The organism is Variovorax sp. R-27 (assembly GCF_049913215.1).
Lineage (GTDB): Bacteria > Pseudomonadota > Gammaproteobacteria > Burkholderiales > Burkholderiaceae_C > Variovorax.
In genome coordinates, this window is record NZ_CP183984.1 from 2,757,424 (window position 1) to 2,784,335 (window position 26,912).

Genomic DNA, 26,912 nt, shown 5'->3' on the forward strand with positions numbered 1-26,912 from the left:
CGTCCGCACGCCACGGTTGTGCCGTGGCGTGAGGGGCGGTGTCAGTGGTGTGTACGAAGCGCGGCGGCGGCGCTCAGTCGTACCAGTACAGGCGGGTCGGGTTGTCGACCAGCAGCTTGCGAAGCTGCGCCGGGTCGTCGCTGAACAGCGGCAGCAGATCGACCAGCTTGCCGTCGTCGGGCATTTCGCGCACGTTGGGGTGCGGCCAGTCGGTGCCCCACAGCACGCGATCAGGCGCGGCCTCTATCAGCCGGCGCGCGAAGGGCACGGCATCCGCATAGGGCTGGCCCTGGGTCGAGAGGGTCTGCGAGATGCGCTCGGCGCCGCTCACCTTGACCCACGCGCGCTCGTCGCGCATCAGCTCCAGCATCATCTCGCAGGCCTTCTGGTCGAGGCCGTGCTCGACCATCGTGCGGCCCATGTGGTCGATGACGAAGGGCACCGGCAGCGTGTCGAGGAATGCGCGGTAGGTGACAAGGTCATCTGCGTCCAGATGCAGCACCAGGTGCCAGCCCAGCGGCCGGATGCGCTCGGCCATGCGCAGCACCGTGGGCAGGTCGGGCGCGCCGCCCAGGTGCTGCACGAAGTTGAAGCGCACCGAGCGCACGCCGGCCTTGTGCAGCGCGGCGAGCTCGGCATCGGTGATGCCCGTACCCACCATGGCCACGCCGCGATAGGTGTCGGGCGATTGCGCAATGGCGTCGAGCATGGCGCGGTTGTCATGGCCATGCACGCTGGCCTGCACCAGCACCACGCGTTCGATGCCCAGCAGTTCATGCAGGGCGCGCAGCTTTGCGGCGGGCGCATCGGGCGGCGTGTAGCGGCGGTTGTCCGAATACGGAAACACGTCACCGGGGCCGAACACATGGCAGTGCGCGTCGCAGGCGCCAGCGGGCAGGCGGAACGTGGGGCGGCTCGGGTTTGGATGGGGCGGGGCGATGGTTTTCATCAAGGCGGGCTCACTGCTTACTGCTTGGGAATGCCGGCGCGCTGGATCACGGCCGACCAACGCTGGATCTCGCTGTCGAGCAGCCGCGCCTGTTCCTGCGGTGTGCTGCCGCGCGGCTCCACGCCGAGGCTCTGCAGGCGCTTCTTGACTTCGGGCGAAGCCAGCGCCGCACGGGCCTCCTGGTTCAGGCGGGCGATCACGTCGGGCGGTGTCTTGGCGGGCGCGGCCAGCGCGTTCCACGATGCGACCTGGAAGCCTGGCGTCCCGCTTTCCGCAACGGTCGGCACGTCCGGCAGGCTGGGCGAGCGCTTGTCGCCCATGACCGCCAGCGCGCGCATGGCCTTGCCTTCGATCTGCGAGAGAACGGGCGAGAGGATTTCCACCGCCACGTCGACCTGCCCGCCACGCAGCGCCGTGACCACGGCCGGCGTGCCGTTGAAGGGCACGACCTGCGCATCGATGCCGAGTGAACTCTTCAGCAGCTCGCCAGCCAGGTTCTGCGTACTGCCGACGTTGATGGTGCCGATGTTGAGCTGGCCTGGATGGGCCTTGGCGTGAGCCACCAGGTCGGTGAATGTCTTGAACTTGCTGTTGCTCGCCGTGAGCACCGCCATGTCGAAGTAGCCGAGCGTGGAGATCGGCGCGAAATCTTTCGTCGTGTCGTAGGGCAGCGACTTGAACAGGCCCACGCTCACGGCATTGCCGTTGGACATCAGCAGCAGCGTGTGGCCGTCCGGCGGCGCCTTGGCTACCGTGTCGGAAGCCACCACGCCACCCGCGCCGGGCTTGTTGTCGACCACGATGCTCTGGCCCATCGATTCGGACATCTTCTGGGCCACGCTGCGCGCGACCAGGTCCGCCACGCCGCCGGCACCGAAGGGCACGACCAGGCGGATCGGACGCGAAGACATGGGGGCGGCCAGCGCGGGCGATGCGCGCAAATCGGCGGCCAGGGTCAGCATCAGGCCGACGAAGCCGCGACGGGAATGTCTCATGTGTCTCCTTGTTGAACTTGTGTGCGGCCTTGCGCGCCGCCGACCCGAACTATTGCCCGTGGGTCAGCCCCCGGCAAGATCGCGTTCGCACTGGGAGATATAGTTTTTCGGCATGGCTGGGCGCTCGCGTGGCACTCAGCGTCAATCCAGCCGCAGCGACCCCAGCCGCGCGACGATCAGGTCGTGCAGCGTCTGCGCCGCCACCGACAGGCTGCCTTCGCGCCGCTGCACCATGTAGAGCGTGCGCGTGAGGGAAGGCAGGGGCAGCGGCCGCGTTACCAGCGTCTCGCGCTGGAAGTGGAACAGCGTGAGCGCAGGCACCACGCTGATGCCCAGCCCGGCCTCGACCAGCCCCATCACGGTGGCCAGGTGCTCCACCTCGAACACCGCATTCAGCCTTTGCGGATGCAGCGCCGCGTCGAGCGCCTGCCGCACGCTGCTGTTGCGCGCCATCTGGATGAAGGGGTGGGGCGCGATCTTCTTCACCGTGAGGCTCGGCTCGCGCGCCAGCGGGTGATCGGCGCGGCACACGAGGTGGAAGCGGTCGGTGCAGAGCTTGCGCGCACGCAGGTCGCTGTCTGCCGTGCCTCCGGCGCCCGAGGCGGCGAGCGCGAAGTCGGCCTGGCCGTTGCGCACCAGCGCGATGCAGGCGTCGGACAACGCATCGTCCAGGTCGATGCGGATGCCCGGCCAGGCTTGCATGAATTCTGCGAACACCGTGGGCAGCCAGCCGGCCGCGAGTGAGGGCAGGGCGGCCACGCGCACGCGGCCCTTGCGGCGCTCCACATGATCGGCGAGGTCGCCCATGGCGCTGCCCATGTCGTCGAGCAGCCGGCGCGCGGAGCCCTCGAACAGCCGGCCCTCGGGCGTGAGCTGCACGCTGCGAGTGTCGCGGTCGAAAAGGCGGGTGCCGATTGCGTCTTCGAGCGTGCGGATCAGCGCGCTGAACGCGGGCTGCGAGAGATGGCTGCTCTGCGCCGCGCGCGTGAAGTTGCGGTGCTCTGCCAGTGCGAGAAAGGCGCGCAGCTGCCGCGTGGAGAGGTCGGGCGTCTTTCTCATCATGTCTCTCTTGTTATTTGAAAAGCGGATCAATCGATCCGTATTTTCGATTTTACGGATGACCAGCCGCTGCCTACAGTGCACGGCAATGAACTCCATTGATCCGCCCACGCTACTGATAGGTTGCGCCGCCGGCTTCTCGGGCGACCGCACCGACGCCGCCGGGCCGGTGGTCGACACGCTGATCGCTCGGCTGGCCAGCGGCCCCAAGGGGCAGCGCGCCTTCCTGATCTTCGAGACGCTGGCCGAGCGCACGCTCGCGCTGGCCCAACTGCGCCGCCGCGACAACCCTGAAGCGGGCTACGAGCCGCTACTCGACGACATGCTGCGGCCCGTGCTCGCGCGTTGCCTGGCGCATGGCATCCGCATCGTGAGCAACTTCGGCGCCGCCAACCCGCGCGCCGCGGCCCGGCACATTGCCCGCATGGCGCGCGAACTGGGTGCGAGCGCGCCGCGCATCGCGGTGGTGGAGGGCGACGACCTGTCGGGGCCCGAACACCGCGCGCTGCTGAACGAAGCGCTCGGCGCGCAGATGGAAGGGCTGCGCATGGTCAGCGCCAATGCATACATCGGCGCCGAGCCGATTGCCGCCGCGCTCGACGCGGGCGCGCAGATCGTGGTGTGCGGCCGCGTGGCCGACCCGTCGCTCACCGTTGGCCCGGCCATGTCGCACTTCGGCTGGCGCGCCGACGACTGGGACCGGCTGGGCCGCGCGACCATGGCGGGGCATCTGCTCGAATGCGGTGCGCAGGTGTGCGGCGGCTACTTCGCCGACCCTGGCTACAAGAACGTGCCGGGGCTGGAAGCGGTGGGCTTCCCCATCGCAGAGATAGACGCCGACGGCCGCTGCACCATCGGCAAGGCCGACGGCACCGGCGGCCTCGTGAGCGAAGCCACGGTGAAGGAGCAACTGCTCTACGAAGTGCACGACCCTGCGGCCTACCTGACGCCCGACGTGGTCGCCGATATTGCCGACGCCGAAGTGCACGCGCTGCCCGGCGTGGATCGCGTTGCGCTCTCCGGCGTGCGCGGCCATGCGCGGCCGGGCCGCTACAAGGTCAACGTCTGCCATGAAGGCGGCTGGCTGGCCGAGGGCGAAATCTCCTATGCGGGGCCGCGCGCCGAGGCCCGTGCGCGGCTCGCGGCGGACGTGCTGCGCAAGCGCCTGGCCGGACTCGCGTTGCGCGTGGACCTGATCGGCGCGCTGAGCATCCTGGGCGACGACGCGGGCCGTGCGCTGGCGGATACACCCGACGCCGGCCTGCGCGACGTGCGCCTGCGCGTCGCGGCCACGCATGCCGATCGCGCGCAGGCCGAGCGACTGGCGCGCGAGGTCATGGCGCTCTACACCTGCGGCCCGGCAGGCGGCGGCGGCGTGCGCACCGCGCTCACGCCGCGGCTCAACACGCTGTCGTGCCTGCTGTCGCGCGAGGCGGTGCCGGTGCGCTTCGAACTGCTCGGCGAAGAGGCCCTGGCATGAACACCACTACCGACACCGTCGAAGTGCCGCTGTACCGCACCGCGCACGGCCGCACCGGCGACAAGGGCGATCGCTCCAACATCAGCGTCATCGCCTGGCACGCCGAGCTCTATCCCTTGCTGGTCGAGCAGCTCACGCCCGAGCGCGTCGCTGCGCAATTCCACCACCGTGCGCCGTCGCAGGTGCAGCGTTTCGTGTTGCCGAAGCTGCACGCGATGAACTTCGTGCTCGACGCGGTGCTGGACGGCGGCGTCAACGACGCGCTGAACCTCGACGCACATGGCAAGGCGTTGTCCTTCCTGCTGCTCGACATGCCTGTTCGCGTGCCTCGTGCGCTTGTGCACTTGCTGGCCGGACCATAGCCGCAGCTCTTTTCTTTTCCCCTAGCCATTCCATCCGGAGACAAAACAATGAAACGATTTCCCCTCACCGTGCTGACCGCCGCACTGGCCCTGATGCCACTGCTGAGCCATGCGCAGGCTTTCCCCGAGAAGGCCATCACCTTCGTCGTGCCCTTCGCGGCCGGCACCGCCACCGACCAGATCGCACGCGCGCTCGGCAACCAGATCGCGGCGGAGACGAAGCAGGCCGTCATCATCGACAACAAGGCCGGCGCCAGCGGCTTCATCGCCTCGCAGAACGTGGCCAAGGCGCCCGCCGACGGCTACACGGTGCTCATCACCACGAACACCACGCACGCGGCCAACGAGCACCTGTTCAAGAAGCTGCCCTACGACCCGGTGAAAGACTTCGCGCCCATCGCGGCGCTCGGCAAGGGCGGGCAGATCATGGTGGTGAATCCCTCGTTCCCTGCGAAGAACGTGGCCGAGTTCATCGCGCTCGCGAAGAAGGATCCGGGCAAGTACAGCTTCGGCAGCGGCAGTTCGTCCAGCCGCATGGCGGGCGAGCTGCTGCAGCAGATGGCCGACATCAAGCTGCTGCACGTGCCCTACAAGAGCAACACGCTCGCTGTGACCGACCTGCTGGGCAGCCAGATCAACATGATGATCACCGACACGGCCACCGGCCTGCCGCAGGTCAAGGCCGGCAAGCTGCGCGCGCTGGGCATCTCCAGCTCGGCACGCTCGCCGCTCGCGCCCGACGTGCCCACCATCTCCGAGGCCGGCGTGAAGGGCTACGAGATGGGCTACTGGTTCGCGGCCTATGCGCCCGCGAAGACGCCACCCGCAGTGGTCAAGCGGCTCAACGAACTGCTGGTGAAAGCCGCGAAGAGCGAGGCTGCGAAGACCGCGTTCTACGAGCCGACCGGCACCGAGGTGTTCACGACCTCGCCCGAAGAGCTTGCGAAGTTCCAGGCCAACGAGTCCCAGAAGTGGGGCCGCATCGTGAAGTCGGCCGGCATCGAGGCCGAGTAGCCCGCGCGCCGTAGCGGGGACCGGCGCCGCAACACGACAAGACACACAACGAAGGAGACAAACCATGAAACGCTGGAGCCTTTGGGCTGCCACGGTGGCTTCGGCCGCCCTTTTTCTGAGCGCATGCGGTGGAAGCGGCGGAGGAGGTGGCGTGCTGCTGCCACCGCCCACCACCACGACACCCACCACACCGCCCGTGACTGCCGCCGCGCCCAAGTACAAGCTCGCCATCACCGCGACCGAAGACGTGCCCGGCACCTTCGGCAGCGTGGGCGCCTACGAGAAGATCACCGGCACCTTCATCGGCGAGGTCGATCCGAAGGACGCTCGCAACGCCATCATCCAGGACCTGTCGCTCGCGCCGCTCAACGCCAACGGCAAGGTCGAGTACACGTCGGACTTCGTGCTCTTCAAGCCGAAGGACATGACGAAGGCCGGCGGCGTGCTGCGCTACGACGCGCCGAACCGCGGCAACATCGTGAGCCTCGATCCGTACTTCGCCTCGCGCGGCTACGTGTTCCTGACGGCCGCCTGGCAGGGCGACGTGCCGGCCGGGCCCGGCAAGCTCACGCTGAAGGTGCCGGTCGCGAAGAACGCCGATGGCAGCAGCATCACCGGCACCTACCGCGCCGAGTTGCTGCCTACCGCAGCGAACAACGATTCGCTGCCCTTGCCAGGCGGCCCGTTCAACGCGGCGATGCAGGCCTATGCCATCGCGAGCCTCGACAACACGAAGCCCGGCTATGTGCTCACTCGCCGCATCAATGAAGGCGACGCGCGCCAGCTCATTCCCGCGAGCGAGTGGAAGTTTGCGAAGTGCAGCGCCGCCACGCCGTTCCCCGGTACGCCCGACGAGACGAACGTCTGCCTCAAGGACAAATGGGACCCGGCCTACCTGTATGAACTGGTCTACATCGCAAAAGACCCGAAGGTCATGGGCCTGGGCCTCGCGGCGCTGCGCGACATGATCACCTTCTTCCACCGCGACGCGAGCGATGCGGCGGGCACGGCCAACCCGGTGGCTGCTGCCATCAAGAACACCATTGCCTCGGGCGTCTCGCAGTGCGGCAACTTCATGAAGACCTTCGTGCACTTGGGCTTCAACGAGGACCGTGCGGGCCAGAAGGTGTTCGACGGCGTGTTCGCGCAGATCGCGGCGCGGCAGACCAACATCAACATGCGCTTCTCCATTCCTGGCGGCGGCGGTGGCGTGCGCGCCGACCACACGGCCTTCGGCCAGGCCGGCACGCGCGGCCTTTCGAAGGACTACGTGGACGACGTGGCGCAGCGGCGCGGCGGCATCCTGTCGCGCTGCGAGGCGAGCGGCACCTGTCCCAAGCTCTTCATCGGCTTCAGCGGCACCGAGTTCTGGACCCTGCAGGGCTCGCCGCTGCTGACCGATGCCTGGGGTACGACCGACCTCGTGCAGCCCGGCAACGCGCGCATCTACTACTACGCGAGCACGCACCATCTGCTGGGCCTCCCGTCGCTGCCGGGTGCAAGCGCAGGGGCGCTGTATGCGACCAACGGCAATGCCGGCGTGATTCCGGTCGTGCGCGCGCTGTACCAGAACCTGGAAGACTGGGTCGTCAAGGGCACGACACCGCCCGACAGCCAGGTGCCGAAGCTGGCAGACACCACGCTGGTGCGGCCGCAGCAGGTCAAGTTCCCGGCGATTCCGGGCGTGAGCTACACGGGGCTGGTCAACACCTATTCGCTGCTGGACTGGGGCCCCAACTACAGGCCGCAGGACGAGAGCGGCATCGCCACGCAGGTGCCGCCGGCCTACCTGGGCCGCGACTACGCGATCCTGGTGCCGCAGGTGGATGCGGACGGCAACGACATCGCGGGCATCCGCAGCCTGGACGTCGCCGTGCCGCTGGGCACAAACACCGGTTGGAACTACACCAACCAGCCGGGCAGGATCGACCAGGCCGGCCTGTTCGGGTCGTACTTTGCGTTTGCCAAGACGGCGGCGCTGCGCGGAAGTGATCCGCGCCCGTCGCTGCAGGAGCGCTATGTGGATCAGGCGGGCTACATCGCGGCAGTGACCACGGCCGCCAACGACCTGGTGGCGAAGCGCTTCATGCTGCGTGTGGATGCCGACGCAGCGATTGCCAGCGCGATTGCCAACCCGGTGCTTCCTTAAGCCGAGTGCACCCCAAAGCCCGTCTCGCCCGGCGCGATGTGTTCGCGCAGGGTGAGCGCAGGAATCTCGTAGTCGCCGGCGTTCTGCCGGCGGAACGGGATTGGGTCTGTGGTGAACAGCGTGTCGAGCCTCTGGCCCAGTTCCTCGGTGATGCGAGCGTAGGCAGCCTCGTCGACCTTGTGCGTGCGATGCACCACGTACGGCGGCAGCACGTCGAATCCGGGGTAGTAGAGGATGCCGTGGTGGATGGGAAACAGCAGGTCGTCCATCGGCCCGTTGATGCCGCGCGGCGCGTAGTGCGATGCCCAGCCGCCGGTCGTCACCACCAGCATCGCGCGCTTGCCGGCCATCACGCCTTCGCCGAAGCGGTCGCCCCAGTGCGTGTCTGAATGCTCGCCGAGGCCATAGGCAAAGCCATAGGCGTAGATACGCTCGACCCACCCCTTGAGGATGGCGGGCATCGAGTACCACCACAGCGGAAATTGCAGGACGACCGCGTCGGCCCACAGCAGTTTTTGCTGCTCGGAGGCGATGTCGGCGGGTTGCGTGCCGGCCGCGAAGGCATGGAGCGATTCGAGGGAGGGGTCGAAGCGCGCGTTGGTGTTGCGCGCGGGGAAGTCGTCGGCGTCGAGCGCGGGCTTCCAGCGCATGGCGTACAGGTCGGACACCTGCACTGAATGGCCCGCAGCCGCCAGGCGTTCGAGCATGAAGCGATGGAGCGCGCCATTGAGCGAGGCGGCTTCGGGGTGGGCAAGTACCAGAAGGATGTTCACGGTTTCACAAGGGTTCGAATGAAGATGCCCTCAGGTTAGGCTTCGTGGCGATATATTGGAAATGAATAGTCTGAATTCCAGGAATTGCCATGAACAATTTCAACCGCCTAGACCTCAACCTGCTGATCACGCTCGACACGCTGCTGGTCGAGCGCAATGTCACGCGTGCAGCCGAGCGGCTGAACCTGTCGCAGCCTTCGGTGAGCGTGCAGCTCGCCAAGCTGCGCGAAGCGTTCGACGACCCGCTGCTGGTGCCCGCGCAGCGCGGCATGCGGCCCACTGCGCGCGCCGATGAACTGCGCGAGCCCCTGCGCGAGGCGCTTGAATCGCTGGGCCGTGCAGTGGCGCCAACTCGGCCTTTCGATCCGGCCGAGGCGACCACCACCTGGCGCGTTGCCGCGGCCGACTATGCCGAGTCGGCCATCCTGCTGCCGGCGCTGGCCGGGCTGCGTGCCGCGGCGCCGCACACGCGGCTGGCCGTGGTGGAGGCCGTGCCTTCGCGCATGGCGCGGCAGCTGGAGAGCGGTGAGGTCGACCTGTTCTTTCACACCAGCGTGGGCGCGCCGCGTGGCCTGCACGCGCGCGTGCTCTTCCACGAACGCTACGTGCTGGCCGGGCGGGCAGGGCATCCGCGCCTGAAGCGCCGGCCGACGCTCGCGCAGTTCTGCGCGCTGGAGCATGTGGTGGTGTCGCTCGCCGGCGGAGGCTTCGCCGGGCCAACGGACGAGGCGCTGGCCGAAAAGGGTTTGACGCGGCGCGCGGCGCTGTCGGTGCCGCACTTCCTCTTCATGATGTCGGTGCTGGCCAGCACCGACATGGTCGCGATGCTGCCCGAGCGGCTGGCGCGCGGCGCGGCCGGGCTGCGGATGGTGGAGGCGCCGCTCGAAGTGCCCGGCTACGAGATGGCGATGCTCTGGCACGAGCGCCGGCACCGCGACCCGGCGCACAAGTGGCTGCGCGAGCAGATCGTTGCGAGCCTCTGAGCCGGGCTCGGAAGGGGCGGGCTCAGAAAGCGCTGATGGCCTTGTCGGTTTCGGCCTTGCGGTGCAGCGGTAGCCACAGCGTGAAGCGCGTCCCCGTGCTGCCGGACTGCCAGCTCACCGTGCCACCGATCACCTGCGCGCGCCGCTGCTGGTTGCGCAGCCCCCGTCCGCTTCGGCGCAGGGCCTCTTCCACGTCGAAGCCTTCGCCGTTGTCTTCGATCACCACGTTCACGCCTTCATCGACCGTCGCGGTGCTCACGCAGATGACGGTGGCCCGTGTGTGGCGCAGCACGTTGGCCACGCATTCCTGCACGATGCGCAGGATGTGCAGCGCGCCGTCCGGGTCCAGCCAGGGCAGCGAGGGCACGGGTTGCACTTCCCATTGCAGCGTGATGCCGGCGCTCTCGATGCGCGGAGCCAGGCGAAAGCGCATGGTTGCCAGCAGGAGCAGCAGGTCGGCTTCCACGTTTTCCATGGAGTCGATCACCAGCCTCAGGTCTTCCATGCAGCCCTTGAGCACGCGCGAAATCTCGGCCTCGCTCATGGCGCCTCGCTCCACCGAGCGGATGGCGCTGATCAGCGAAGAGCCCAGCCCGTCGTGCATGTCCTGCATGAGGCGGCGGCGCTCGGCATTGAGCATGTGCTGGTTCTCGATCACGCGCAGCCGCTGGTAGCTTTGCTCCAGTTCGGCTTCGCGCGCCTGCAGGCGCTGGGCCAGGCCCTTGTTCAGCCGGGCCACTTCGGCGAACGCGCCTGTGTAGCGCTGGAACATGATGTACGAGAAGACGAAGAACAGGCTGATGATGGCGTAGGGAGAGGTGTACACGGCCTCCGGGCTGACCAGGTTGTTCTGCAGGAGCCCGTCATAGGAAGTGAATGCGACGGCGAAGACAGTCCAGCCCGCCACCAGGCGTCCCTCGGGCAGTTGCGCGCGCAGCGCCTTGCGCAGGTTCACCGCAAAGATCGTCACCGCGACGGGCAGCACCATCAGGTTGAGCAGGGGCGTGAACAGGTAGAGACTGACGATATCCGTCGACACATGGGGCAGCGTTGCGATATTGCAGGCCAGCGCCAGGGTCACCGACACACGTGTCAGCCAGGGTGATGGCTGCTGGTGCAGGCGCTGCAAGAACAGGTGGATGAGGACGATCAGCCAGAGCAGGCTGGCCACTGTCATCCATTCGAACCAGTCGTCCGAAATCGGGATGAAGCTGCCGCCCGCGTAGTAGTGAAGCGTGCGCAGGAAGGCGAGCGCCGAGATGGCAAAGAACAGCAGGTAGAGCGATTCGCGCCTCTTGAACAGCCACACCGCGAACGCGAATGCGCCAACCGCCAGGAACGCGGCGCTGCCCATGAAGGGCAACTGCACCTGGAGCAACTGGCGGATCTGGTAGCGCCAGCTCAGCGATTCCTCGTCGCCCACCCACAGGGTCGAAAAGCCGCTGCCGCTGTTGCGCAGGCGGTCGACGCGAATCAGCACAGATGCCGGGGCGGGCGTATTGGCGGTCGCGTTCAACGGCAGCAGGAGCGGATGGTTGTAGCCGTTGTGGATGGGGCTGCCATGCGACTGGTAGAGCAGCACGCCGTCGCCGTACACCGCGATGTTGCCCAGGGTTTTCCAGCGTGGGAGGTAGAGAAGCTGCTGCTGCGTCTTCGGCGTCAGCCCGGACAGTTCGATGCGGTACCAGTCGGTGACGGTTCGCTCGCCGCTCGACGCATTGGGCACCAGTTCGCGCCGGGCTGTGTGGGGGAGGCTGACAGTCTTCCAGCCATCGGTTGGCAGCGCGGCGTCCACGATATGCCGCGGAGGTGCGGAATAGCCTGTGCCGGAAACCGAGAGCAACTCGGCCTGCGTGATGTGGACAGGGCCGTCGTGCTGCGGCACCGCATCCGCCGGGAGTTCATCGGCGTACGCAAAAGACAGGAAGGCCAGCGGCAGGGCCAGCCAAAGCCTTGCGATCCACCGGCTGATTCGCCAACAGCCTTTGCTGCCTAGCCTCATAGATCGCTTCTGCCTCGGAAATCACTTTTCGCGTGCTGTGGATGCGCCGGACGATTGCCGGCACCGTGCTGTAGCCATCTTTTGACGAGCCCAGACTCCCGCTCACGCGGGCGGGCGCAATTATGTCCTCGCCCAGCCTTTCCGGCCAAACCAGGCAACTTGCCGCAAATTCTTGAATGGCATAGGCCGTCCGTCGAATGCACAGCGGCGGCCTCGCGCCCTAGCATGGAGCGCGTCGCCGCTCTTGCCGCACTCTGCCCGATGCACCGATGAAAACGCTCGCGTTCCTGGCCAGCCTCGCCGGCATGGCATTGCTTTCGCTCGCCACGGGTGCCGCCGAGCCCGCCAAGGACCACCCGCTGGTTGGCCGCTACGAGGGCGCGGTGCTCGACGGCTACAAGGCCGCCGCCTACGACGAGGTCGGCCTCATCAAGGAGCCGTTCCAGAACTGGGCCGGCGGCAAGCCCGACCTGCTCAAGGTCGAGGGCAAGGTGACGCTCTACCTCTACAAGCTGCCGAAGGACCGTTCGCTCCTCGAAGTGCAGCGCAACTACGAGTCCAGCCTGAAGGCCAAGGGCTTCGAGGTGCTCTTTACCTGCGGCACGGCCAACGCCTCCTGCTACAAGCCGCGGCCGGGCAGCGTGGACACCAACACGCCCTACGACTTCGCGCTGGCCTTCGACGACCCCGAGTGGCCGCGCCTGGGCAGCCGCGGCGACTACGCGCGCAACTATTTTTCGGTGAGCGGCCGCTACCTGCTGGCGAAGAAGACCGGGCCCACGGGCACCGTCTACGCCAGCATCGCGCTGGCCGAGCACAACGCCGACGTCGGCAACCACGCCTTCGTGCGCGTGGTCGAGAGCAAGGCGATGGAAGACAACAAGATCGTGTTTGTCGACGCGACGGCCATGCAGAAGAGCCTGGCGGAGACGGGGCGCGTCAATCTCTACGGCATCCTGTTCGACCTCGACAAGGACATCATCCGCCCCGAGTCGCAACCCACGCTCGACGAGATGACCAAGCTGATGCGCAGCAACCCGCCGCTGAAGCTGTCGGTGGTGGGGCACACCGATGCGCAGGGCGAGGCGAAGCACAACGACGACCTGTCGAAGCGCCGCGCGCTGGCGGTGATCGCGGTGCTGGTGAAGGCTGGGGTGGACCCGCGCCGCTTCACCACGCGCGGTGCGGGCGCGTCAGAGCCGGTGGCACCCAACGACAACGAGGCGGGGCGGGCGAAGAACCGGCGGGTGGAACTGATCCGCCTCTGAAGGAGCTTGCTCGCACCGCCCTCAGATGACCGGCACGCTGGTTTCCTTCAGCACGCGCAGCACGAAGTGCGACTTGCTGTGCCGGATGCCCGGGATCTTGTAGAGCTTTTCGCGCAGCAGCCGCTCGTAGTCGCGCGTGTCGCGCACGGCGATGCGGATGTAGTAGTCGTAGTCGCCCGACACCAGGTAGGCCTCCTGTATCTCGGGAATGGTCGCGAGTACGCGGCCGAAGTCGTACAGGGTCTCGTCGGTGTGGCTTTCGAGCGTGACCTGCACGATCACCGAGTCGTGATAGCCGAGCTTGGCCGGGTCCACGTCGACCGTGTAGCGCTTGATGACGCCAGAGGCTTCGAGCTTCTTGATGCGCGTCCAGCAACTGGTGGGCGACAGGCCGACCTCGTTGCCGATCTCCTGCAGGGTCTTGCGCGAGTCGAGCAGCAGCACGCGCAGGATCGCCAGGTCGGTCTTGTCAAAAGATCCTTCGTTGTCGCCGGGTGTTTGCCGATTGGTTTTCATTAATCGAGCTTAAAGAGCCAAAAGAAAGAAGCATATTTTGCTCCCGAACCGGAAGAATTGACGGCATGCGACTGCTCGACCTACCCCTCACGCCCTCCCTCTCTCTTCACCCGGAAACGCCAGCGCGCATTCGCAACGGCGCCGAAGCCCTGCTCGACACGCTGGTCGAGTGCGGCGTCGACACCATCTTCGGCTACCCCGGCGGCGCGGCGCTGCCGCTGTACGACGCGCTGCACGGCGAGCCGCGGCTGCGCCATGTGCTGGTGCGCCACGAGCAGGCGGCCGTGCATGCGGCCGAAGGCTATGCGCGCAGCACCGGCCGCGTGGGCGTGGTGCTGGTCACTTCGGGGCCGGGCGTGGGCAACACGATCACCGGGCTGCTCGACGCCATGAGCGATTCGGTGCCGGTGCTTTGCATCAGCGGGCAGGTGGCAACGGCCGTCATTGGTACGCAGGCGTTCCAGGAGAGCGATGCGCTGGGCATGTCGCGTTCGGTGACTAAGTGGAACCGGCAGGTGCGCTCGGCCGACGACGTGCCCTCGCTGGTGCGCCGCGCGCTGGAGATCGCTACCACCGGCCGCCCCGGGCCAGTGCTGCTCGACGTGCCGAAGGACATCCAGCTCGACCGCCTGGGCCAGGCCCCCGAGCCATCGCCGCTGCGGGCCCTGCGCACGAGCCGCATGGCGCTGCCGCCCAAGGCCATGATGCAGCGCGCCGCCGACCTGCTCTCGACCGCGCGCCGGCCCGTCATCTACGGCGGCGGCGGACTGGTCAATTCGGGGCCCGCCGCGTGCGAAGCTTTTGCGAAGCTCGTGAACCTGCTGCATGCGCCGTGCACGCTCACGCTGATGGGGCTGGGCGCGTTTCCCGCATCCGACCCGAAGTTCATTGGCATGCTGGGCATGCACGGCATGCTCGAAGCCAACCTCGCAATGCACGAGGCCGACCTCGTGGTGTGCGTCGGCGCGCGCTTCGACGACCGCGTGACCGGCAAGCTCGATGAGTTCTGTCCGCATGCACGCAAGATCCACATCGACATCGACCCTGGCAGCATCAACAAGGTGGTGCGCGTGGACGTGCCGATGGTGGGCGACTGCGAGGTGATCCTCGAAGGCCTGCTGGCGCTGCTGCCAGCGGAGGGCTTCGCGCCCGAGCGCCTTGCACCGTGGTGGGCGCGCATCGAGCGCTGGCGCGCGGAAGACTGCCTGGCCTTCGAAGCGCGCGAGGACTCGATCCTGCCGCAGCAGCTGATGTCGTCGCTGCAGAGCGCCATCGGCGGTCGCAATGCCATCGTGTCGACCGACGTGGGCCAGCACCAGATGTGGGCCGCGCAGTACCTGCGCTTCGACAGCCCGCGCCACTGGCTCACCTCGGGCGGGGCAGGGACCATGGGCTACGGCCTGCCCGCCGCCATCGGCGCGCAGATCGGCCACCCCGAAGCGCTGACCGTGTGCGTGAGCGGCGATGCCTCGGTGCTGATGAACATCCAGGAGCTCTCCACTGCCGTGCAGCACCGCGTGCCGGTGAAGCTGGTGCTGTGCAACAACGGCTACATGGGCATGGTGCGGCAATGGCAGGAGCTCAACCACGGCAATCGCCTGAGCCACAGCTGGAACGAGGCATTGCCCGATTTCGTGGCGCTGGCCAAGGCCTTCGGCTGGGGCGCGCGGCGCGTGTCGGACCCGGCCGAGCTGGAAGACGCGCTGGCCGAATGCCTGGCGAGCCAGGGGCCGTTCTTTCTCGACGTGCAGGTGGCGCCGCAGGAGAACTGCTTTCCGATGATGCCCTCGGGGCACGGGCACCACCGGGTGATGCTGGCGAAGGACAGGTGGTACGAGGAATCCTGAGCGCAGGGTTCTAGACGCTCTGCAGGCGCACGTCGTTCGCAGGAATGGCGTTGAGCTCGGCCCAGTCCATCTCTTCTTCCAGCTGGTGGTAGGCGTCGTCCTCGATCTGCCCGCTGTGGCGCAGTGCTTCGAGCGCCTGTCGCTGCGCGCGGATCGCCACGGCGCGCAGCCGGTCGTGCGCCGTCTTCGCCTGCGGCTGGCGCTCGTCTTGCGCCAGCACGCGCGCCGCGCGGTATTCGTCGCGCACGGCGTCGGCCTCGCGGCTTTCTTCGGCTTCGAGGGCCGACAGCGCCGCGTCCATCATCGCGGTGCGCGCGAGCGAGACCTCCTTGTCGAGCGATGCGTCGGGCTCGATCTTCAATGCCCTGATCAGCGGCCCGATGGTGAAGCCCTGGATCACCAGCGTGCCCAGCACGACCGCGAACGCGCTGAGCACGATGAGGTCGCGCCCCGGAAAATCCGCCGGCAGCGCGAAGGCCGTGGCCATCGTCACCAGCCCGCGCATGCCCGACCAGCCGACCAGCAACCCGATGCGCCTGGACGGCACGGGAATGTCGTGCCCCTGGGCGATCAGGCGCAGCTTGTACGTGCGCATCGCGGCCCCGTAGATCTGCACCCAGACCACCCGCACCGCGATGACCAGCACCAGCACGAGGCCGGCGAACTGCAGGGCATGCACCAGCTGCGGCCCTGACAGCCTTTCGAGGATGCTGCGCGCTTGCAGCCCCATCAGGAAGAAGGCCAGCACGTTGAGCGTGAACACCACCGCGCCCCACACCGCATAGGAGTGCACGCGGTCGCGCGGCGCATGGTGCTTTGGCGCGAACTGGCCCAGCGTCATGCCGAAGGCAACCACCGAGATGATCGGCGACAGGTGCAGCCGCTCGGCCACGATCCACGCGCCGAAGGTCATCACGAACTGGAAGATGATGGCTGAGCGCGTGCCCGCGAAGAGCGGCGAGCCGAAGTGGATGTTGAGCTTGGCGAACGCGAAGCCGACCAGCGCACCGCCCGGCACCGCGACCAGCAGCATCGGCAGCGAACTCGTCATGGGCACGTGCGCGGCGCCGGCTGCCGATACCGCCACGCCGAATACCAGCAGCGCCACTGCGTCGTTGAGCAGGCTCTCGCCGTTGATGATCGAAAGCGTGCGCCGCGGAATGCGGAACTGCTGCATCACCGCAGCCGCGGCCACAGCGTCGGGCGGCGCGACGATGGCGCCGAGCGTGATCGCGGCCGCCAGCGGCAGGCCCGCGAAAGCCCAGCCGGCCCATGCGACCACCGCCGTGGTCAGCAGCACCGCCACCAGCACCAGCGAGATCAGCGGCATCCAGTTGCGCCGCAGCTCGCGTGGAGAGATGTCGAAGGCTGAATCGAGGAGGGCGGGCGCGATGAAGAGCGCCAGCGCCAGATGCGGGTCGAGGCTGATGTGCGGCACCCAGGGCATTGCGCCCAGGCACACGCCGGCCAGCGCCAGCATCGACGGATAGGGCAGTGCGAGGCGCCGCGAGAGCTGCAACAGCAGGCAGGCGGCGATCAGCATGACCAGCACGTTTTCGAAGATGTCCATTGGAGTCCTCGGTCTTGGTGTTGTTTTCCCCGAATACTAAGAGGTTGATTCATCCTCACCTGATGAAAAGAAAAGGGGCCCGGTTGCGGGCCCCTTTTCATCAGGCTGTCGGGGCTATCAGGATTTCACGAACGCCAGCAGGTCGGCGTTGAACTTGTCCTTGTGCGTATCGGTCAGGCCGTGCGGTGCGCCGGGGTAGACGATCAGCTTGTTGTTCTTCACCAGCTTGGCCGAGGCCAGGCCGGCAGCGCCGATCGGCACGATCTGGTCGTCATCGCCGTGAACGATGAGCGTGGGCACGTCGAACTTCTTCAGGTCTTCGGTGAAGTCGGTTTCCGAGAACGCCTTGATCGAGTCGTAGGTGTTCTTGTGGCCGCCCGCCATGCCCTGCGCCCACCACGAGTCGATGAGGCCCTGCGACACCTTGGCGCCGGGGCGGTTGAAGCCGAAGAAGGGGCCCGAGGGCACGTCCTTGTAGAACTGCGAGCGGTTCGCTAGTTGCGCGGCGCGCAGGCCGTCGAACACTTCGATCGGCAGGCCGCCGGGGTTGGAGGCGGTCTTCAGCATCAGGGGCGGCACGGCCGAGATCAGCGCAGCCTTGGCCACCCGCTTGGTGCCGTGGCGGCCGATGTAGCGCGCCACTTCGCCGCCGCCGGTCGAGAAGCCGACCAGGATCACGTTCTTCAGGTCCAGCGTCTCGATGACGGTGGCGAGGTCGTCGGCGTAGGTGTCCATGTCGTTGCCGTTCCAGGGCTGGCTGGAGCGGCCATGGCCGCGGCGGTCATGCGCCACGGTGCGATAGCCCTGCGATGCGAGGAACAGCATCTGCGATTCCCAGCTGTCGGAGTTCAGCGGCCAGCCGTGGCTGAACACGACGGGCTGGCCGGAACCCCAGTCCTTGAAATACAGCTGCGTGCCGTCCTTGGTGACGATGGTGTTGCTCATGGTGCGTGTTCCTTTCAAAGAACGATGGATGGCGCCTTGGTTCGGCGCAGAAGTGGAGGCGGCGGACGCCGCCTGGGAAAAGCCGGTCCCCACGAGGGCTCCGGCTGCGACGGAAGCGCCACCGACCAGCAGGCTGCGGCGGGTCGGGGTGGCGGTGGGGTTCTTGCTGTTTGCGGACATGGTGCGCTCCTTGAGTGACGTGGTTGAGATGAGTTTTGTATCGTATGAATTAATATCGCATGCGATGTAATTGGCCTGAAAAAACAGGAACGGCGAAGCGGCTGCGCATCACGCGTTCCTGTCGAGGCTGGCGCGCAGACCCAGCAACTGGGTGCGCAGCGCGCCGATCTGGTCGGGAGACAACTCCATGGCCTGCGCGACGCAACCCGGCAGCCCCTGCGCCTTGGCGCGCAGCGCGCGGCCACCCGCCGTGAGCGACACGATGACCTGGCGCTCGTCCCTGGGCGAACGCACGCGCTGGATCAGTCCGCGGGCTTCGAGCCGCTTGAGCAGCGGGGTGAGGGTGGTGGTCTCGAGCGACAGGCGGGTGCAGATTTCGGAGACGTTGATCTCGTCCTTTTCCCACAGCACCAGCATGACAAGGTATTGCAGGTAGGTGAGATCCAAGTCGCGCAGCAGGCCGCGGTACACCTTGTTGAGGCTCAACATCGTCGAGTAGACGGCGAAGCAGAGCTGTTCGTCCAATACCAGTGAATTGCTCGCAGGGGCGTCGACGGGTTGGGCGGTGGAGCGCTTGGCAGGCATGGGCGAATATTAGATCGCATGCGATCTAATGGCAAGCAATATTTCTCCGGCCGCGCGAACCCTTCAGTCCGGCGATCGGCGATAGGCCCCGGGCGGGGTTCCGAACTGGCTCCTGAAGCAGCGGCTGAAATGGCTCGCATCGCCAAAGCCGTTGCGATAGGCGATCTCCGAAACGCTCAGGTGGTCGAGTCGCCGGTTCTGCAGTTCGTCCTTCGCGCGCTCCAGGCGGCGCACCTTGAGGTACGTGCCGTACTGCGTGCGCTGCATCTCGAACAGGCGGTGCGTGAGCCGCTTCGAAATGCCAAGCTCCTTCGAGACCGCATCGACCGACAGCTCCGCATCGCCGAGGTGCGCCTCGATGAACGCTACCAGCCGCTGCCAGCGGTCGCGCTCGCGGCGCTTGCCGTCGGCCGCGTCTTCGGCGACCGATTCGCCCATCGATTCGCAATAGGTCGCGGCCAGCAGCGAGACGAGCGACTGCTCCGAAAAATACGCCAGTGCCGGCGCAGCCTGTGCCGTACCGGGAAACACATGCCCCATGTGCGCGCGGGCGGCCTCGGCCAGGCGCGAATCCGCCTGCGCGATCGAGGGCACGAAGCGGTCGTGCAGGTCGGCATAGATGCCGAAGAACCGGTCGGAGGGCAGGCGCAGCATCACCAGCTTGCCGGGCGAGGTCAGCGTGCAGGTGGAGGGAAGCCGCGTGGTGCGGAAGGTGATGTCGCCCTTACGGAAGGGCATGCGCCGGCCGCCCTGGTCGATGGTGCCTTCGCCTTCGACGGCAATCATGGCGAGCACGTCGCCCGTGCCACCCATACCTCCGGTGGAGGCCAGCGCCGTGTCATGGCGAACCGCCAGCGGCGTCGAGGCGAAACTGATGGCCAGCCCGCCACCCACGAGGCGGCAGGCTTCGAGGCTCATGCGCGGGTTGCTGTCCTGCACGCTCAGTTCGCCGGGGTAGACCAGCGAATCGAGCGCATTCGAGTAGCCCTGCACGTCGCCCGGATAGAACGGGCGGAAGCAGGGCGCGAAGCTCAGGTCGGAGGCTGCTGTGTCGTGGTGCATGGGTGGGGCTCCTGCCGTTGGCCCGCACGCTTCGTGCCAAGCAGGTGCAGTCGGATGCAGTCTAGGCGGCCATCCGTCGGGCAGGAGTCAAGACTTTCCACTAGTTGGCACGCTGGATCAACCCGCGTGCGCCCACGCGCAAGAGCAAACCGCACACCGCTTCTTACATTGGCCGCACCCCGCCGATGCAAAGGAGCCACAGCGTGAACGATACGAGCCCCGGAACCCACGACACCCCCGCGCCGTCTCTCGACGGCCTCAGCTACGGCAACTGGAGCGAGGCCGAAAAGCTCGCGCTCAGCTGCCGCATCCTCGCCAAGGAAGGGCACTCCGAAACCCTGGCTGGACAGGTCACCGTGCGCCAGCCCGACGGCACCTTCCTGACGACACCTCTCGCGCATGCCTTCGCCGAGATACGCCCGCAGTCGGTCATGCGCATCGACGATTCGCTGCGCGTGCTCGAAGGCCGCGGCGTGCCCAACCCCGCGGTGCGCTTCCACCTGTGGGTCTACAGGCGCAGGCCCGACGTGAACTGCGTGATCCACACGCACCCGCCGTACGTCTCGGCGCTGTCGATGACGGGCGAGCCGCTGCAGATCGCACACATGGACGCCACGCCTTTCTTCGACGACTGCGCGTTCCTGCCCGAGTGGCCCGGCTTGCCGATTGCCGACGTCGAAGGCGAGATCATCTCCGCAGCCCTGGGCAAGAAGCGCTGCGTGCTCCTGGCCAACCACGGCTTCCTGGCCGCCACGGCGACCATCGAGGAGTCTCTCTACATGTCGGTGCTCATCGAGCGCGCGGCGCGCAACCAGCTGATCGCGCAGTCGGCCTACGGGCGGCTCAAGCTGGTGGATCCTGTGCTGGCGAAGGAGTCGCACGACTTCCTTCTGCAGCGCAGCATCGTCAACGCCAGTTTCGCGATGTTCGCGCGACAGATCACGCAGGAGCAGCCATGAACAGCATCGCCTCGCCATTGCAGGCACAAGCGGCTACCACCGTGGAGAGAAAGCACCAGAGCGTGTGGAAGATCGGCGCCGCCACCATGGTCGGCACGGCCATCGAGGCCTTCGACTTCCTTGCCTACGGCACGGCCGCGGCGCTGGTGTTCAACAAGCTCTTCTTTCCCAACTTCGACCCCACAGTCGGCACGCTGGCGGCCTTCGGCACCTTCGCCAGCGGCATGCTCGCCCGGCCGCTGGGAGGCATCATCTTCGGGCACTACGGCGACCGGCTGGGCCGCAAGTCGATGCTCACGCTGAGCCTGCTGCTGATGGGTATCTGCACCGTGCTGATAGGCCTTTTGCCGACCTACGAATCGATCGGCCTGTGGGCCGCGGTGCTGCTGGTGCTGCTGCGCATTGGGCAGGGCCTGTCGTTCGGCGGCGAGCTCGGCGGTGCGATGCTGATGGCCGTGGAGCATGCGCCGCCCAAATGGAAATCGCTGGTCGGCAGCATGCCGCAGATGGGCGCACCCATCGGCGTGCTGCTGTCGTCGGGCGCCTTCGCGCTGGTCACGCAACTGCCGGAGGCCAGCTTCCTGAGCTGGGGCTGGCGGCTGCCGTTTCTTGCGAGTGCGGTGCTGATCGTGCTGGGCGTGTTCATCCGCATGAAGGTGCAGGAGTCGCCCGAGTTCATGCAGGTCAAGGTGCACCAGAAAACGGCGGCGCTGCCGGCGCGCGAGGTCGTGGTCGCGCACCTGAAGCCCTTGCTGCTGACCATCGGCGGCAAGCTGGCCGAGGTGACGCTGATCTACACCATTCTTGTGTTCTCGATCTCGTATGCGACCAGCCGCCTGGGCTTCTCGCGCTCCGATGCGCTGCACGCGCTGATCGCCGGCTCGACCGTGATGGTCTTCACCATTCCGGCCAGCGGCTGGCTGGCCGACAAGGTCGGCGCGCGGCGGCTCTACGTGTTCGGCGGGCTGCTGCTGGCGGTCATGGCGGTGCCGCTGTTCCAGGCCATCGGCAGCGGATCGCTCACGGCGTACACCGTGGCCATGGTGGTGGCACTGTCGATCAACTACCCGCTGATGTTCGCGCCGCAGTCGAACCTGTATGCGGCGCAATTTCCGGCCGAGCTGCGCTATTCCGGCATCTCGATCGGCATCCAGTTCGCGGCGGCCATTGGCGGCGGGCTTGCGCCGATCATCGCGGCCACGCTGGTCGCGAAGTATTCGAGCATCGTGCCGGTGGGCATCTATGTCGCGGTGCTCGGTGTGGTGGCCGCCGTCTCTGCCTGGCTGATGCGCCCGACCGCGAACGAATGAGCGAAGTGACCGTTGTCAGGAGTGCCCGTCCACCCGCATCTGGAAAAGGAAGTAGGGGGGTATGCACGCACCGCGCCCTTCGGGCTGGCCCTCGGCCTGCGCGCAGATGTAGTCGTCGCGGCAGGGCTGCTGCGCCGAGCAGCTGCGCAGGTTGCCGGGCCGCGTGTGCTTCGCCAGGCATTCGCCGAAGGGCTTCTTCGCGGCGAGGCAGCTGTTGAAGTCGCTGAGGATCGCGATGCCGCCGCAGGTGCCGTTCTTGTCGCCCGGATCGCAGGGGCCCGAGCACATGCCGCCCGGAAAGCCGACCGAGGTTTTCTCGCACACGGAGAGCATGCCTTCGCAGGAGATGCGCGGCAGTTTTTCAGCGCGGTCCAGCCATGGATTGGCGGATGCGGTGATGCGGGTGGGTTCGCAGCGCGCGCCGACCGTCGGCTTCTCGGCCACGGCGTTCGCATCGTCGGGCTCGGCCAGCGGGCGGAACGGATCGGGCCGCGGCGTCGACAGCGAGGCCCGCACATAGGTGCCGCGACGTGCCAGTTCGTCTTGCACATGCGGCGAGTGCGGCACCGCCAGCGCGTTGCCCGTGGTGAAGGTCCGCGATGCACCGCGCCGGTCTACTCCGAGCAGGTGAAAGCCCGCGACTGCGCGGCTCTGGTGGCAGCCAGCGCAACTCAGGTCGTCGAGGCGGCGCAGCACTGCCTGCGGTGATTGCAGCGTTCGGCTGCCCTGAACGGCCTGCCATTCGCCTGGCGCGAAGAGCTGCTCGAAGGGTCGGTTCGCCAGCCGTTCGAGCCCACGCGGCGCGACCGAGACGGCTTCGGTCGCGAGGAATTTCTCGGGAATCTGCAAGGTAGCTTCGTCCAGCGCGCGCAGGTTGGCGGGCTGCTGCAGCCATTGCTGCAGTTCCCTGCGTAGCGGGGCGCTGGCCTTGAGCTTCGCGATGTCGGGTGTGTTTTCCAGCGGTGCAACGTCGAAGCGCTTCGCGCCCGCATTCCAGCGGAAGGCGCGCAGCATGTATTCGGCATGGCCGCCCAGATCGGGCCGCACCGCCGAGGGCCAGCGAACGCTCTGCAGGTTGGTCGTGACCTGCGCGATGCGCGCGAGCGCCAGGCGCTGCGGCGCCAGCGGACCATTGGCCGACACCAGCCAGCGGCCGGTTGCCTCGTCGGTCATCGACGCTTGCGGCGGCTGCCAGCGCTTTGCGGTGCTCGCGCAACTGCCATCGGCATCGGGCGCATCGCCGCGCAACTCGACATTGACCGTCATCGGCAGGCGCGACTGCATCGCGGCGGTGCGATAGGCCAGGCGGTACACGAGCCGCGTCTCGCCGCATGCGCCGCTCTGGAAGGGCCGGCGGTCCATGCGATTGGCGACGCCCACCAGTTCGAAGAAGGCATCGGGGCTCGCAAGCCAGCGCGCATCGAACAGCCGGTGCGGATATTTCGAGATACCGACGCCGGCCTGCCTGTCGCGCCGCTGGAGGCTGGAGAGGCTCGCGCTGATCGGCTCAGCGATGGAGCGCCAGGCAGGCGAGCGCATCAGGGCCTGGTTGGTGGCGATGCCGTCGCTACCCGGCGCCTCGTCGGCCCAGCGCGCAAAACTTGCGCCGGACTTTTCCGCGGTCTGCAAGGCGGCAGGCGATGTGACGAGGAGCACCGGCTCGGCCGCGGCACCAAGGGCGAACGCCAGCGCGAGGCCGGCAGTCAGGCTGTGTTTGAAGGTCGGCACGCGGGCGATTGTGCCGCGATGGGCCGCTCCGCTTGCGACCGCCGCCTCAACGGCGCGGCGAGATATTCAGCGTCTTGCAGAAGTCGTAGAAAGCTTCGAGCTGCAGCGATTTGTCGAACACCGCATCCACGCCCGCGGACAGCGCGCCTTCGCGCACTTCGGAGGTCGCGTAGTTCATGAGAACCACCGTGCGCTGCGCCGGCGACTTGTGCTCCTGCAGGTACTGCGCCACGGTGAGCCCGTTGCCTTCGGCCAGGAAGATGTCGATGACGGCTGCGTCCCAGCCTTCGGGGTTTTTCTTGAGCCAGTCGATGGCGGCGCCGGAGGTGGTGGCGGTGCCGATCACATTGCATTCGGAAAATTCTTGCAGCCCGTCGGTCAGCGTGGTGGCGATCAGGGGGTTGTCTTCAATCAGATAGATACGGGTCATCGGGGTCATCGTGCGGAGCCGGGAGCTTCTCGTTGTGTTCGTTCGGCTTGTCTCGGCCGAGGCGGTAATTGTGTCTGCCGACGGGGTGGGGCGAGTCGGACAACACCGTCATCTGTCGTAGCGGGATCACTGGCGTACAAGACGCGGCGGCGCATGCAGCCATATCGTGCGGCGGTCTTGAACTTGTCCACATCCGATGCCGCAATCTTTTACGCCTCCTTTCACATCCTCCGGCCGCAGCGCGCTTGTGCAGGCACCGCCCTGGCACTATGCCGGCTGGCTCGTCAACGTAGCCTTCGAATTCGATGCCGCGCTTGGTACGGCGCTGGTGCCGGCCGAGCTTGGCACGGCCACCGGCAAGGGCTGCGTCCACTTCGCCGACTGGCAGGCCTGTGGTGACGATGGCCGCGAGCTGCTCGACCCCGTATACGCGCAGTACCGCGAGACCATCGTTGTGCTCGAAATCGCGGCAAAGCCGGGCGTTGGCGATACGCGCTTGTGCTTCTATTGCCCGCTGATCTACGTGGACCAGGACATCTCGCTGCTGCGCGGCTGGCTCCAGGGCTGGCCCAAGAAGATCGGCCAGACCTGGCTCACGCGCAGCATGCCGCTGATCCATCCGGCGGCTGCGCCGTTGTCGGCCGGCAGCCAATTGGGCGCGAGTCTCAGCGTGAAGGAGCGACGGCTCGTCGACGCTTCGGTCACGCTGTCGGGCGAGAAGGCCGGGCGCCTGGGTTTTCTGGCGGCACCGACCATCGGCGCCATCGGCTGGCCCGACCTGACGCAGCCGGGCAGCGTGGCTGTGCCGCGCTATCTGCGCGCCGACATCATCGACCGCGTCGAGTCGGGCTGGGCCGGTGGCAGTGCGACGCTGCGGTTCCACGATCACCCGGTCGAAGAGCTGGCGCTGCTCGGCCCTGTGGACGCCACGACCGCCAGCGCCGGCTGGATGGGCATCACGGTGCGGGGGGCGCTACCCTTGGAGGGATGAACCCGCGCACAAGCTCACCCGCCTCGCATGTGATCGGCCTGCCGATGGAAGACGGCGCGCAGGTCGAGGCGATGTTCGCGGCCGACCCCAAGGCGCGCTTCGAGTTGCATTGGCATGCGGAGTGGAGCGTTGGCGCAATCCTCGAAGGCTGCTGCGAATTCACCTGCGCCGGCGAGCGGCAGGTGGCGCAGGCGGGCGACCTGGTGCTGATGGCGCCCTTCATGCTTCACACCGCCGGCGTGAGCGCGCAGGGCTTTCGCATGGTGATGCTGTATGTGCCGCACGTCTGGGTTGGCGCGCGCTTCGGATGGCCGCAGGGCCAGCGGGGCGCGCTGCGCCGGAGCGCCTGGCAAGACGCGGCCATGGTCGATGCACTGGCTGTTGCAGCGCTGGCGGAAGACGGTGCGCAGGTCGGCCGGCTCCTGGAGCAGATTCTTGGAGCGCAGACCAGCGGCGAACTGGTGGCGGTCGAACGGCATGCGGGCGACGCGCGCGTGGAGGCCGTCTGCGACGCGCTGGCGACCGAGGATGCCTGCCGCATCGATCCGGGCGGGCTGGCCCGGCGGCTGGGCATGTCGCGCGAGCACTTTCATCGCCTGTTCCGCGTGGCCGTCGGCGTGACGCCGGCGCACTATGCGCGGCTCGCGCGCATCGGCAGGGCCAAGGCGCTGCTGCGCGAGGGGTGCGCGGCGGCCGACGTGGCGGCGCAATGCGGCTTCACGGACCAGGCTCATTTCTCGCGCTGGTTCAGCCGCTGCTTCGGCGTGACGCCGGGCAACTACATGGCACGTACATAGCGCCCCGGCGGCATCCCGACATACCGGGTGAACGCGACGTTGAATGTGCTTGCGGAGCTGTACCCCACGCGCTGCGCAACTTCGGCAATGCCAGCTTCCTTGCGCCGCAGCAGGTTCTTTGCCATGGCCATTCGCCAGGCAAGGAGGTATTCCATCGGCGCGACACCCACTGTGCGGCTGAAGCGCTCGAAGAACGTCGAGCGCGAGAGGGCCGCCTCTTTCGCCAGCTGCGCAACTGTCCAGGGCCGGGTCGGGCTTTCGTGCATCTGCCGGATTGCAACCGCGAGACGCGGATGCGCACGCCACGCGAAGACGTTTTGCCCCGTTCCGATCGCCTGCGCGTGCTCGCGCTCGACGTCACCGACCCCGAAAGCATTCGCCAGGCCGTGGAGGCCGCGGGGCCAATCGACGTGCTGGTCAACAACGCAGGCATCGGATTGCTGGGCGTTCTCGAAGACAGCTCGATGGAGCTTGTCCGCGAAATCTTCGAGACGAACACGATGGGCACGCTGATGGTGACCCAGGCGGTGCTGCCTCAGTTCAGGCAACGCAGGGCAGGTGTCATCGTGAATGTATCGTCGAGCACCACGCTGAAGCCGCTCCCGATGCTTTCCGTGTACACCGCGAGCAAGGCGGCGGTCAACGCATTCAGCGAGTCGCTCGCGCTTGAACTCCGGCAGTTCAATGTGCGGGTGAACCTGGTCCTGCCCGGGCGGTCTCCCGAGACTCCCTTCAGCAAGAACGCACAGCCCCGGATGCAGGCGGGAATTCCGCAGGCGTACGCCGAGTTTGCGCAGGGCGTATTCACGGCAATGGGGCAATCGCCAGGGCCGCTCACGCACGTGCTGGATGTGGCGCAAGCTGTATGGCGCGCGGCGAATGACCCGTCGTGCCCGATCCGGATTCCCGCTGGCGCGGACGCCGTGGCGCTGGCCGAGGCGTTGACCTGACATCGGAC

24 protein-coding genes and 1 pseudogene are annotated in these 26,912 nt (G+C 67.2%); 12 read left to right on the forward strand and 13 right to left on the reverse strand.

What is annotated here, in order from left to right; genetic code table 11:
- Positions 1–73 precede the first annotated feature (73 nt).
- The 3 genes from ACN9MV_RS12775 to ACN9MV_RS12785 all read right to left on the reverse strand — a co-directional run bounded on the left by ACN9MV_RS12775 (position 74) and on the right by ACN9MV_RS12785 (position 3,003).
- Positions 74–949, reverse strand: coding sequence for an amidohydrolase family protein (locus tag ACN9MV_RS12775; RefSeq protein ID WP_426392537.1), 876 nt, complete (start codon positions 947–949; stop codon positions 74–76).
- A gap of 17 nt (positions 950–966) precedes the next feature.
- Positions 967–1,944, reverse strand: a complete 978-nt coding sequence (locus ACN9MV_RS12780) for a Bug family tripartite tricarboxylate transporter substrate binding protein (RefSeq protein ID WP_426392538.1) — start codon at positions 1,942–1,944, stop codon at positions 967–969.
- A gap of 141 nt (positions 1,945–2,085) precedes the next feature.
- Positions 2,086–3,003, reverse strand: coding sequence for a LysR family transcriptional regulator (locus ACN9MV_RS12785; RefSeq protein ID WP_426392540.1), 918 nt, complete (start codon positions 3,001–3,003; stop codon positions 2,086–2,088).
- A gap of 88 nt (positions 3,004–3,091) precedes the next feature.
- On the opposite strand from ACN9MV_RS12785, the gene ACN9MV_RS12790 reads away from it, so the two are divergent.
- The 4 genes from ACN9MV_RS12790 to ACN9MV_RS12805 all read left to right on the forward strand — a co-directional run bounded on the left by ACN9MV_RS12790 (position 3,092) and on the right by ACN9MV_RS12805 (position 8,008).
- Positions 3,092–4,483: an acyclic terpene utilization AtuA family protein gene (locus ACN9MV_RS12790; RefSeq protein ID WP_426392542.1), complete on the forward strand. Its 1,392-nt coding sequence runs from the start codon at positions 3,092–3,094 to the stop codon at positions 4,481–4,483.
- Positions 4,480–4,845: an AtuA-related protein gene (locus ACN9MV_RS12795; RefSeq protein WP_426392544.1), complete on the forward strand. Its 366-nt coding sequence runs from the start codon at positions 4,480–4,482 to the stop codon at positions 4,843–4,845. The genes ACN9MV_RS12790 and ACN9MV_RS12795 overlap by 4 nt, the downstream gene beginning before the upstream one ends.
- A 48-nt stretch (positions 4,846–4,893) precedes the next feature.
- Positions 4,894–5,859 carry a Bug family tripartite tricarboxylate transporter substrate binding protein gene (locus ACN9MV_RS12800; protein ID WP_354338365.1) on the forward strand — a complete coding sequence of 322 codons (966 nt, stop codon included), beginning with the start codon at positions 4,894–4,896 and terminating at the stop codon, positions 5,857–5,859.
- 64 nt (positions 5,860–5,923) lie between these two features.
- A complete protein-coding gene (locus ACN9MV_RS12805) occupies positions 5,924–8,008 on the forward strand; it encodes an alpha/beta hydrolase domain-containing protein (RefSeq protein ID WP_426392546.1) in 2,085 nt (694 codons plus the stop codon).
- Here ACN9MV_RS12805 and ACN9MV_RS12810 read toward each other — a convergent pair.
- Positions 8,005–8,781 carry an NAD(P)H-dependent oxidoreductase gene (locus tag ACN9MV_RS12810; RefSeq protein ID WP_426392548.1) on the reverse strand — a complete coding sequence of 259 codons (777 nt, stop codon included), beginning with the start codon at positions 8,779–8,781 and terminating at the stop codon, positions 8,005–8,007. The genes ACN9MV_RS12805 and ACN9MV_RS12810 overlap by 4 nt on opposite strands.
- A gap of 89 nt (positions 8,782–8,870) precedes the next feature.
- Here ACN9MV_RS12810 and ACN9MV_RS12815 point away from each other — a divergent pair, with 89 nt between their 5' ends.
- Positions 8,871–9,764 carry a LysR family transcriptional regulator gene (locus ACN9MV_RS12815; protein WP_426392550.1) on the forward strand — a complete coding sequence of 298 codons (894 nt, stop codon included), beginning with the start codon at positions 8,871–8,873 and terminating at the stop codon, positions 9,762–9,764.
- Between the two features lie 22 nt (positions 9,765–9,786).
- Here the strand turns inward: ACN9MV_RS12815 and ACN9MV_RS12820 are convergent, their stop codons facing one another.
- Entirely contained in the window at positions 9,787–11,766 is a 1,980-nt protein-coding gene (locus tag ACN9MV_RS12820) for a sensor histidine kinase (RefSeq protein ID WP_093080399.1), read from the reverse strand.
- Between the two features lie 269 nt (positions 11,767–12,035).
- Between ACN9MV_RS12820 and ACN9MV_RS12825 the strand changes: the two genes are divergently transcribed.
- Entirely contained in the window at positions 12,036–13,034 is a 999-nt protein-coding gene (locus ACN9MV_RS12825) for an OmpA family protein (protein WP_093176568.1), read from the forward strand.
- Positions 13,035–13,055: 21 nt separating this feature from the next.
- Here the strand turns inward: ACN9MV_RS12825 and ACN9MV_RS12830 are convergent, their stop codons facing one another.
- A complete protein-coding gene (locus ACN9MV_RS12830; protein ID WP_177142350.1) occupies positions 13,056–13,550 on the reverse strand; it encodes an Lrp/AsnC family transcriptional regulator in 495 nt (164 codons plus the stop codon).
- Positions 13,551–13,615: 65 nt separating this feature from the next.
- Between ACN9MV_RS12830 and ilvB the strand changes: the two genes are divergently transcribed.
- Entirely contained in the window at positions 13,616–15,397 is a 1,782-nt protein-coding gene (ilvB, locus tag ACN9MV_RS12835) for a biosynthetic-type acetolactate synthase large subunit (protein ID WP_426392553.1), read from the forward strand.
- Positions 15,398–15,407: 10 nt separating this feature from the next.
- Here the strand turns inward: ilvB and ACN9MV_RS12840 are convergent, their stop codons facing one another.
- The 4 genes from ACN9MV_RS12840 to ACN9MV_RS12855 all read right to left on the reverse strand — a co-directional run bounded on the left by ACN9MV_RS12840 (position 15,408) and on the right by ACN9MV_RS12855 (position 19,739).
- Entirely contained in the window at positions 15,408–16,967 is a 1,560-nt protein-coding gene (locus tag ACN9MV_RS12840; RefSeq protein WP_093176571.1) for a cation:proton antiporter, read from the reverse strand.
- A gap of 117 nt (positions 16,968–17,084) precedes the next feature.
- Positions 17,085–17,912: an alpha/beta fold hydrolase gene (locus tag ACN9MV_RS12845; RefSeq protein ID WP_426392555.1), complete on the reverse strand. Its 828-nt coding sequence runs from the start codon at positions 17,910–17,912 to the stop codon at positions 17,085–17,087.
- A 288-nt stretch (positions 17,913–18,200) separates the two neighbouring features.
- Positions 18,201–18,677, reverse strand: a complete 477-nt coding sequence (locus ACN9MV_RS12850) for a MarR family winged helix-turn-helix transcriptional regulator (RefSeq protein WP_093080409.1) — start codon at positions 18,675–18,677, stop codon at positions 18,201–18,203.
- Between the two features lie 63 nt (positions 18,678–18,740).
- Positions 18,741–19,739, reverse strand: a complete 999-nt coding sequence (locus tag ACN9MV_RS12855; RefSeq protein ID WP_093176575.1) for an AraC family transcriptional regulator — start codon at positions 19,737–19,739, stop codon at positions 18,741–18,743.
- A gap of 203 nt (positions 19,740–19,942) precedes the next feature.
- On the opposite strand from ACN9MV_RS12855, the gene ACN9MV_RS12860 reads away from it, so the two are divergent.
- On the forward strand, positions 19,943–20,698 hold the full coding sequence (locus ACN9MV_RS12860) for an aldolase (protein WP_256216937.1): 756 nt from the start codon (positions 19,943–19,945) through the stop codon (positions 20,696–20,698).
- A complete protein-coding gene (locus ACN9MV_RS12865) occupies positions 20,695–22,008 on the forward strand; it encodes an MFS transporter (protein WP_426392558.1) in 1,314 nt (437 codons plus the stop codon). The genes ACN9MV_RS12860 and ACN9MV_RS12865 overlap by 4 nt, the downstream gene beginning before the upstream one ends.
- 15 nt (positions 22,009–22,023) lie before the next feature.
- Here ACN9MV_RS12865 and ACN9MV_RS12870 read toward each other — a convergent pair whose 3' ends face one another.
- Positions 22,024–23,736, reverse strand: a complete 1,713-nt coding sequence (locus ACN9MV_RS12870; protein WP_426392560.1) for a hypothetical protein — start codon at positions 23,734–23,736, stop codon at positions 22,024–22,026.
- A gap of 46 nt (positions 23,737–23,782) precedes the next feature.
- Entirely contained in the window at positions 23,783–24,166 is a 384-nt protein-coding gene (locus ACN9MV_RS12875) for a response regulator (RefSeq protein ID WP_093052451.1), read from the reverse strand.
- Between the two features lie 196 nt (positions 24,167–24,362).
- On the opposite strand from ACN9MV_RS12875, the gene ACN9MV_RS12880 reads away from it, so the two are divergent.
- Complete coding sequence (locus tag ACN9MV_RS12880; RefSeq protein WP_426392563.1) at positions 24,363–25,157, forward strand: acetoacetate decarboxylase family protein; 795 nt, start codon at positions 24,363–24,365, stop codon at positions 25,155–25,157.
- Positions 25,154–25,954, forward strand: coding sequence for an AraC family transcriptional regulator (locus tag ACN9MV_RS12885; RefSeq protein WP_426392564.1), 801 nt, complete (start codon positions 25,154–25,156; stop codon positions 25,952–25,954). Before ACN9MV_RS12880 ends, ACN9MV_RS12885 begins: the two co-directional genes overlap by 4 nt.
- Here ACN9MV_RS12885 and ACN9MV_RS12890 read toward each other — a convergent pair.
- A pseudogene (locus ACN9MV_RS12890) lies at positions 25,936–26,253 on the reverse strand (helix-turn-helix transcriptional regulator); the annotation flags it as partial. The gene ACN9MV_RS12885 and the pseudogene ACN9MV_RS12890 overlap by 19 nt on opposite strands.
- On the opposite strand from ACN9MV_RS12890, the gene ACN9MV_RS12895 reads away from it, so the two are divergent.
- A complete protein-coding gene (locus tag ACN9MV_RS12895; RefSeq protein ID WP_426392566.1) occupies positions 26,248–26,904 on the forward strand; it encodes an SDR family NAD(P)-dependent oxidoreductase in 657 nt (218 codons plus the stop codon). The pseudogene ACN9MV_RS12890 and the gene ACN9MV_RS12895 overlap by 6 nt on opposite strands.
- The last annotated feature ends 8 nt before the right edge of the window (positions 26,905–26,912 follow it).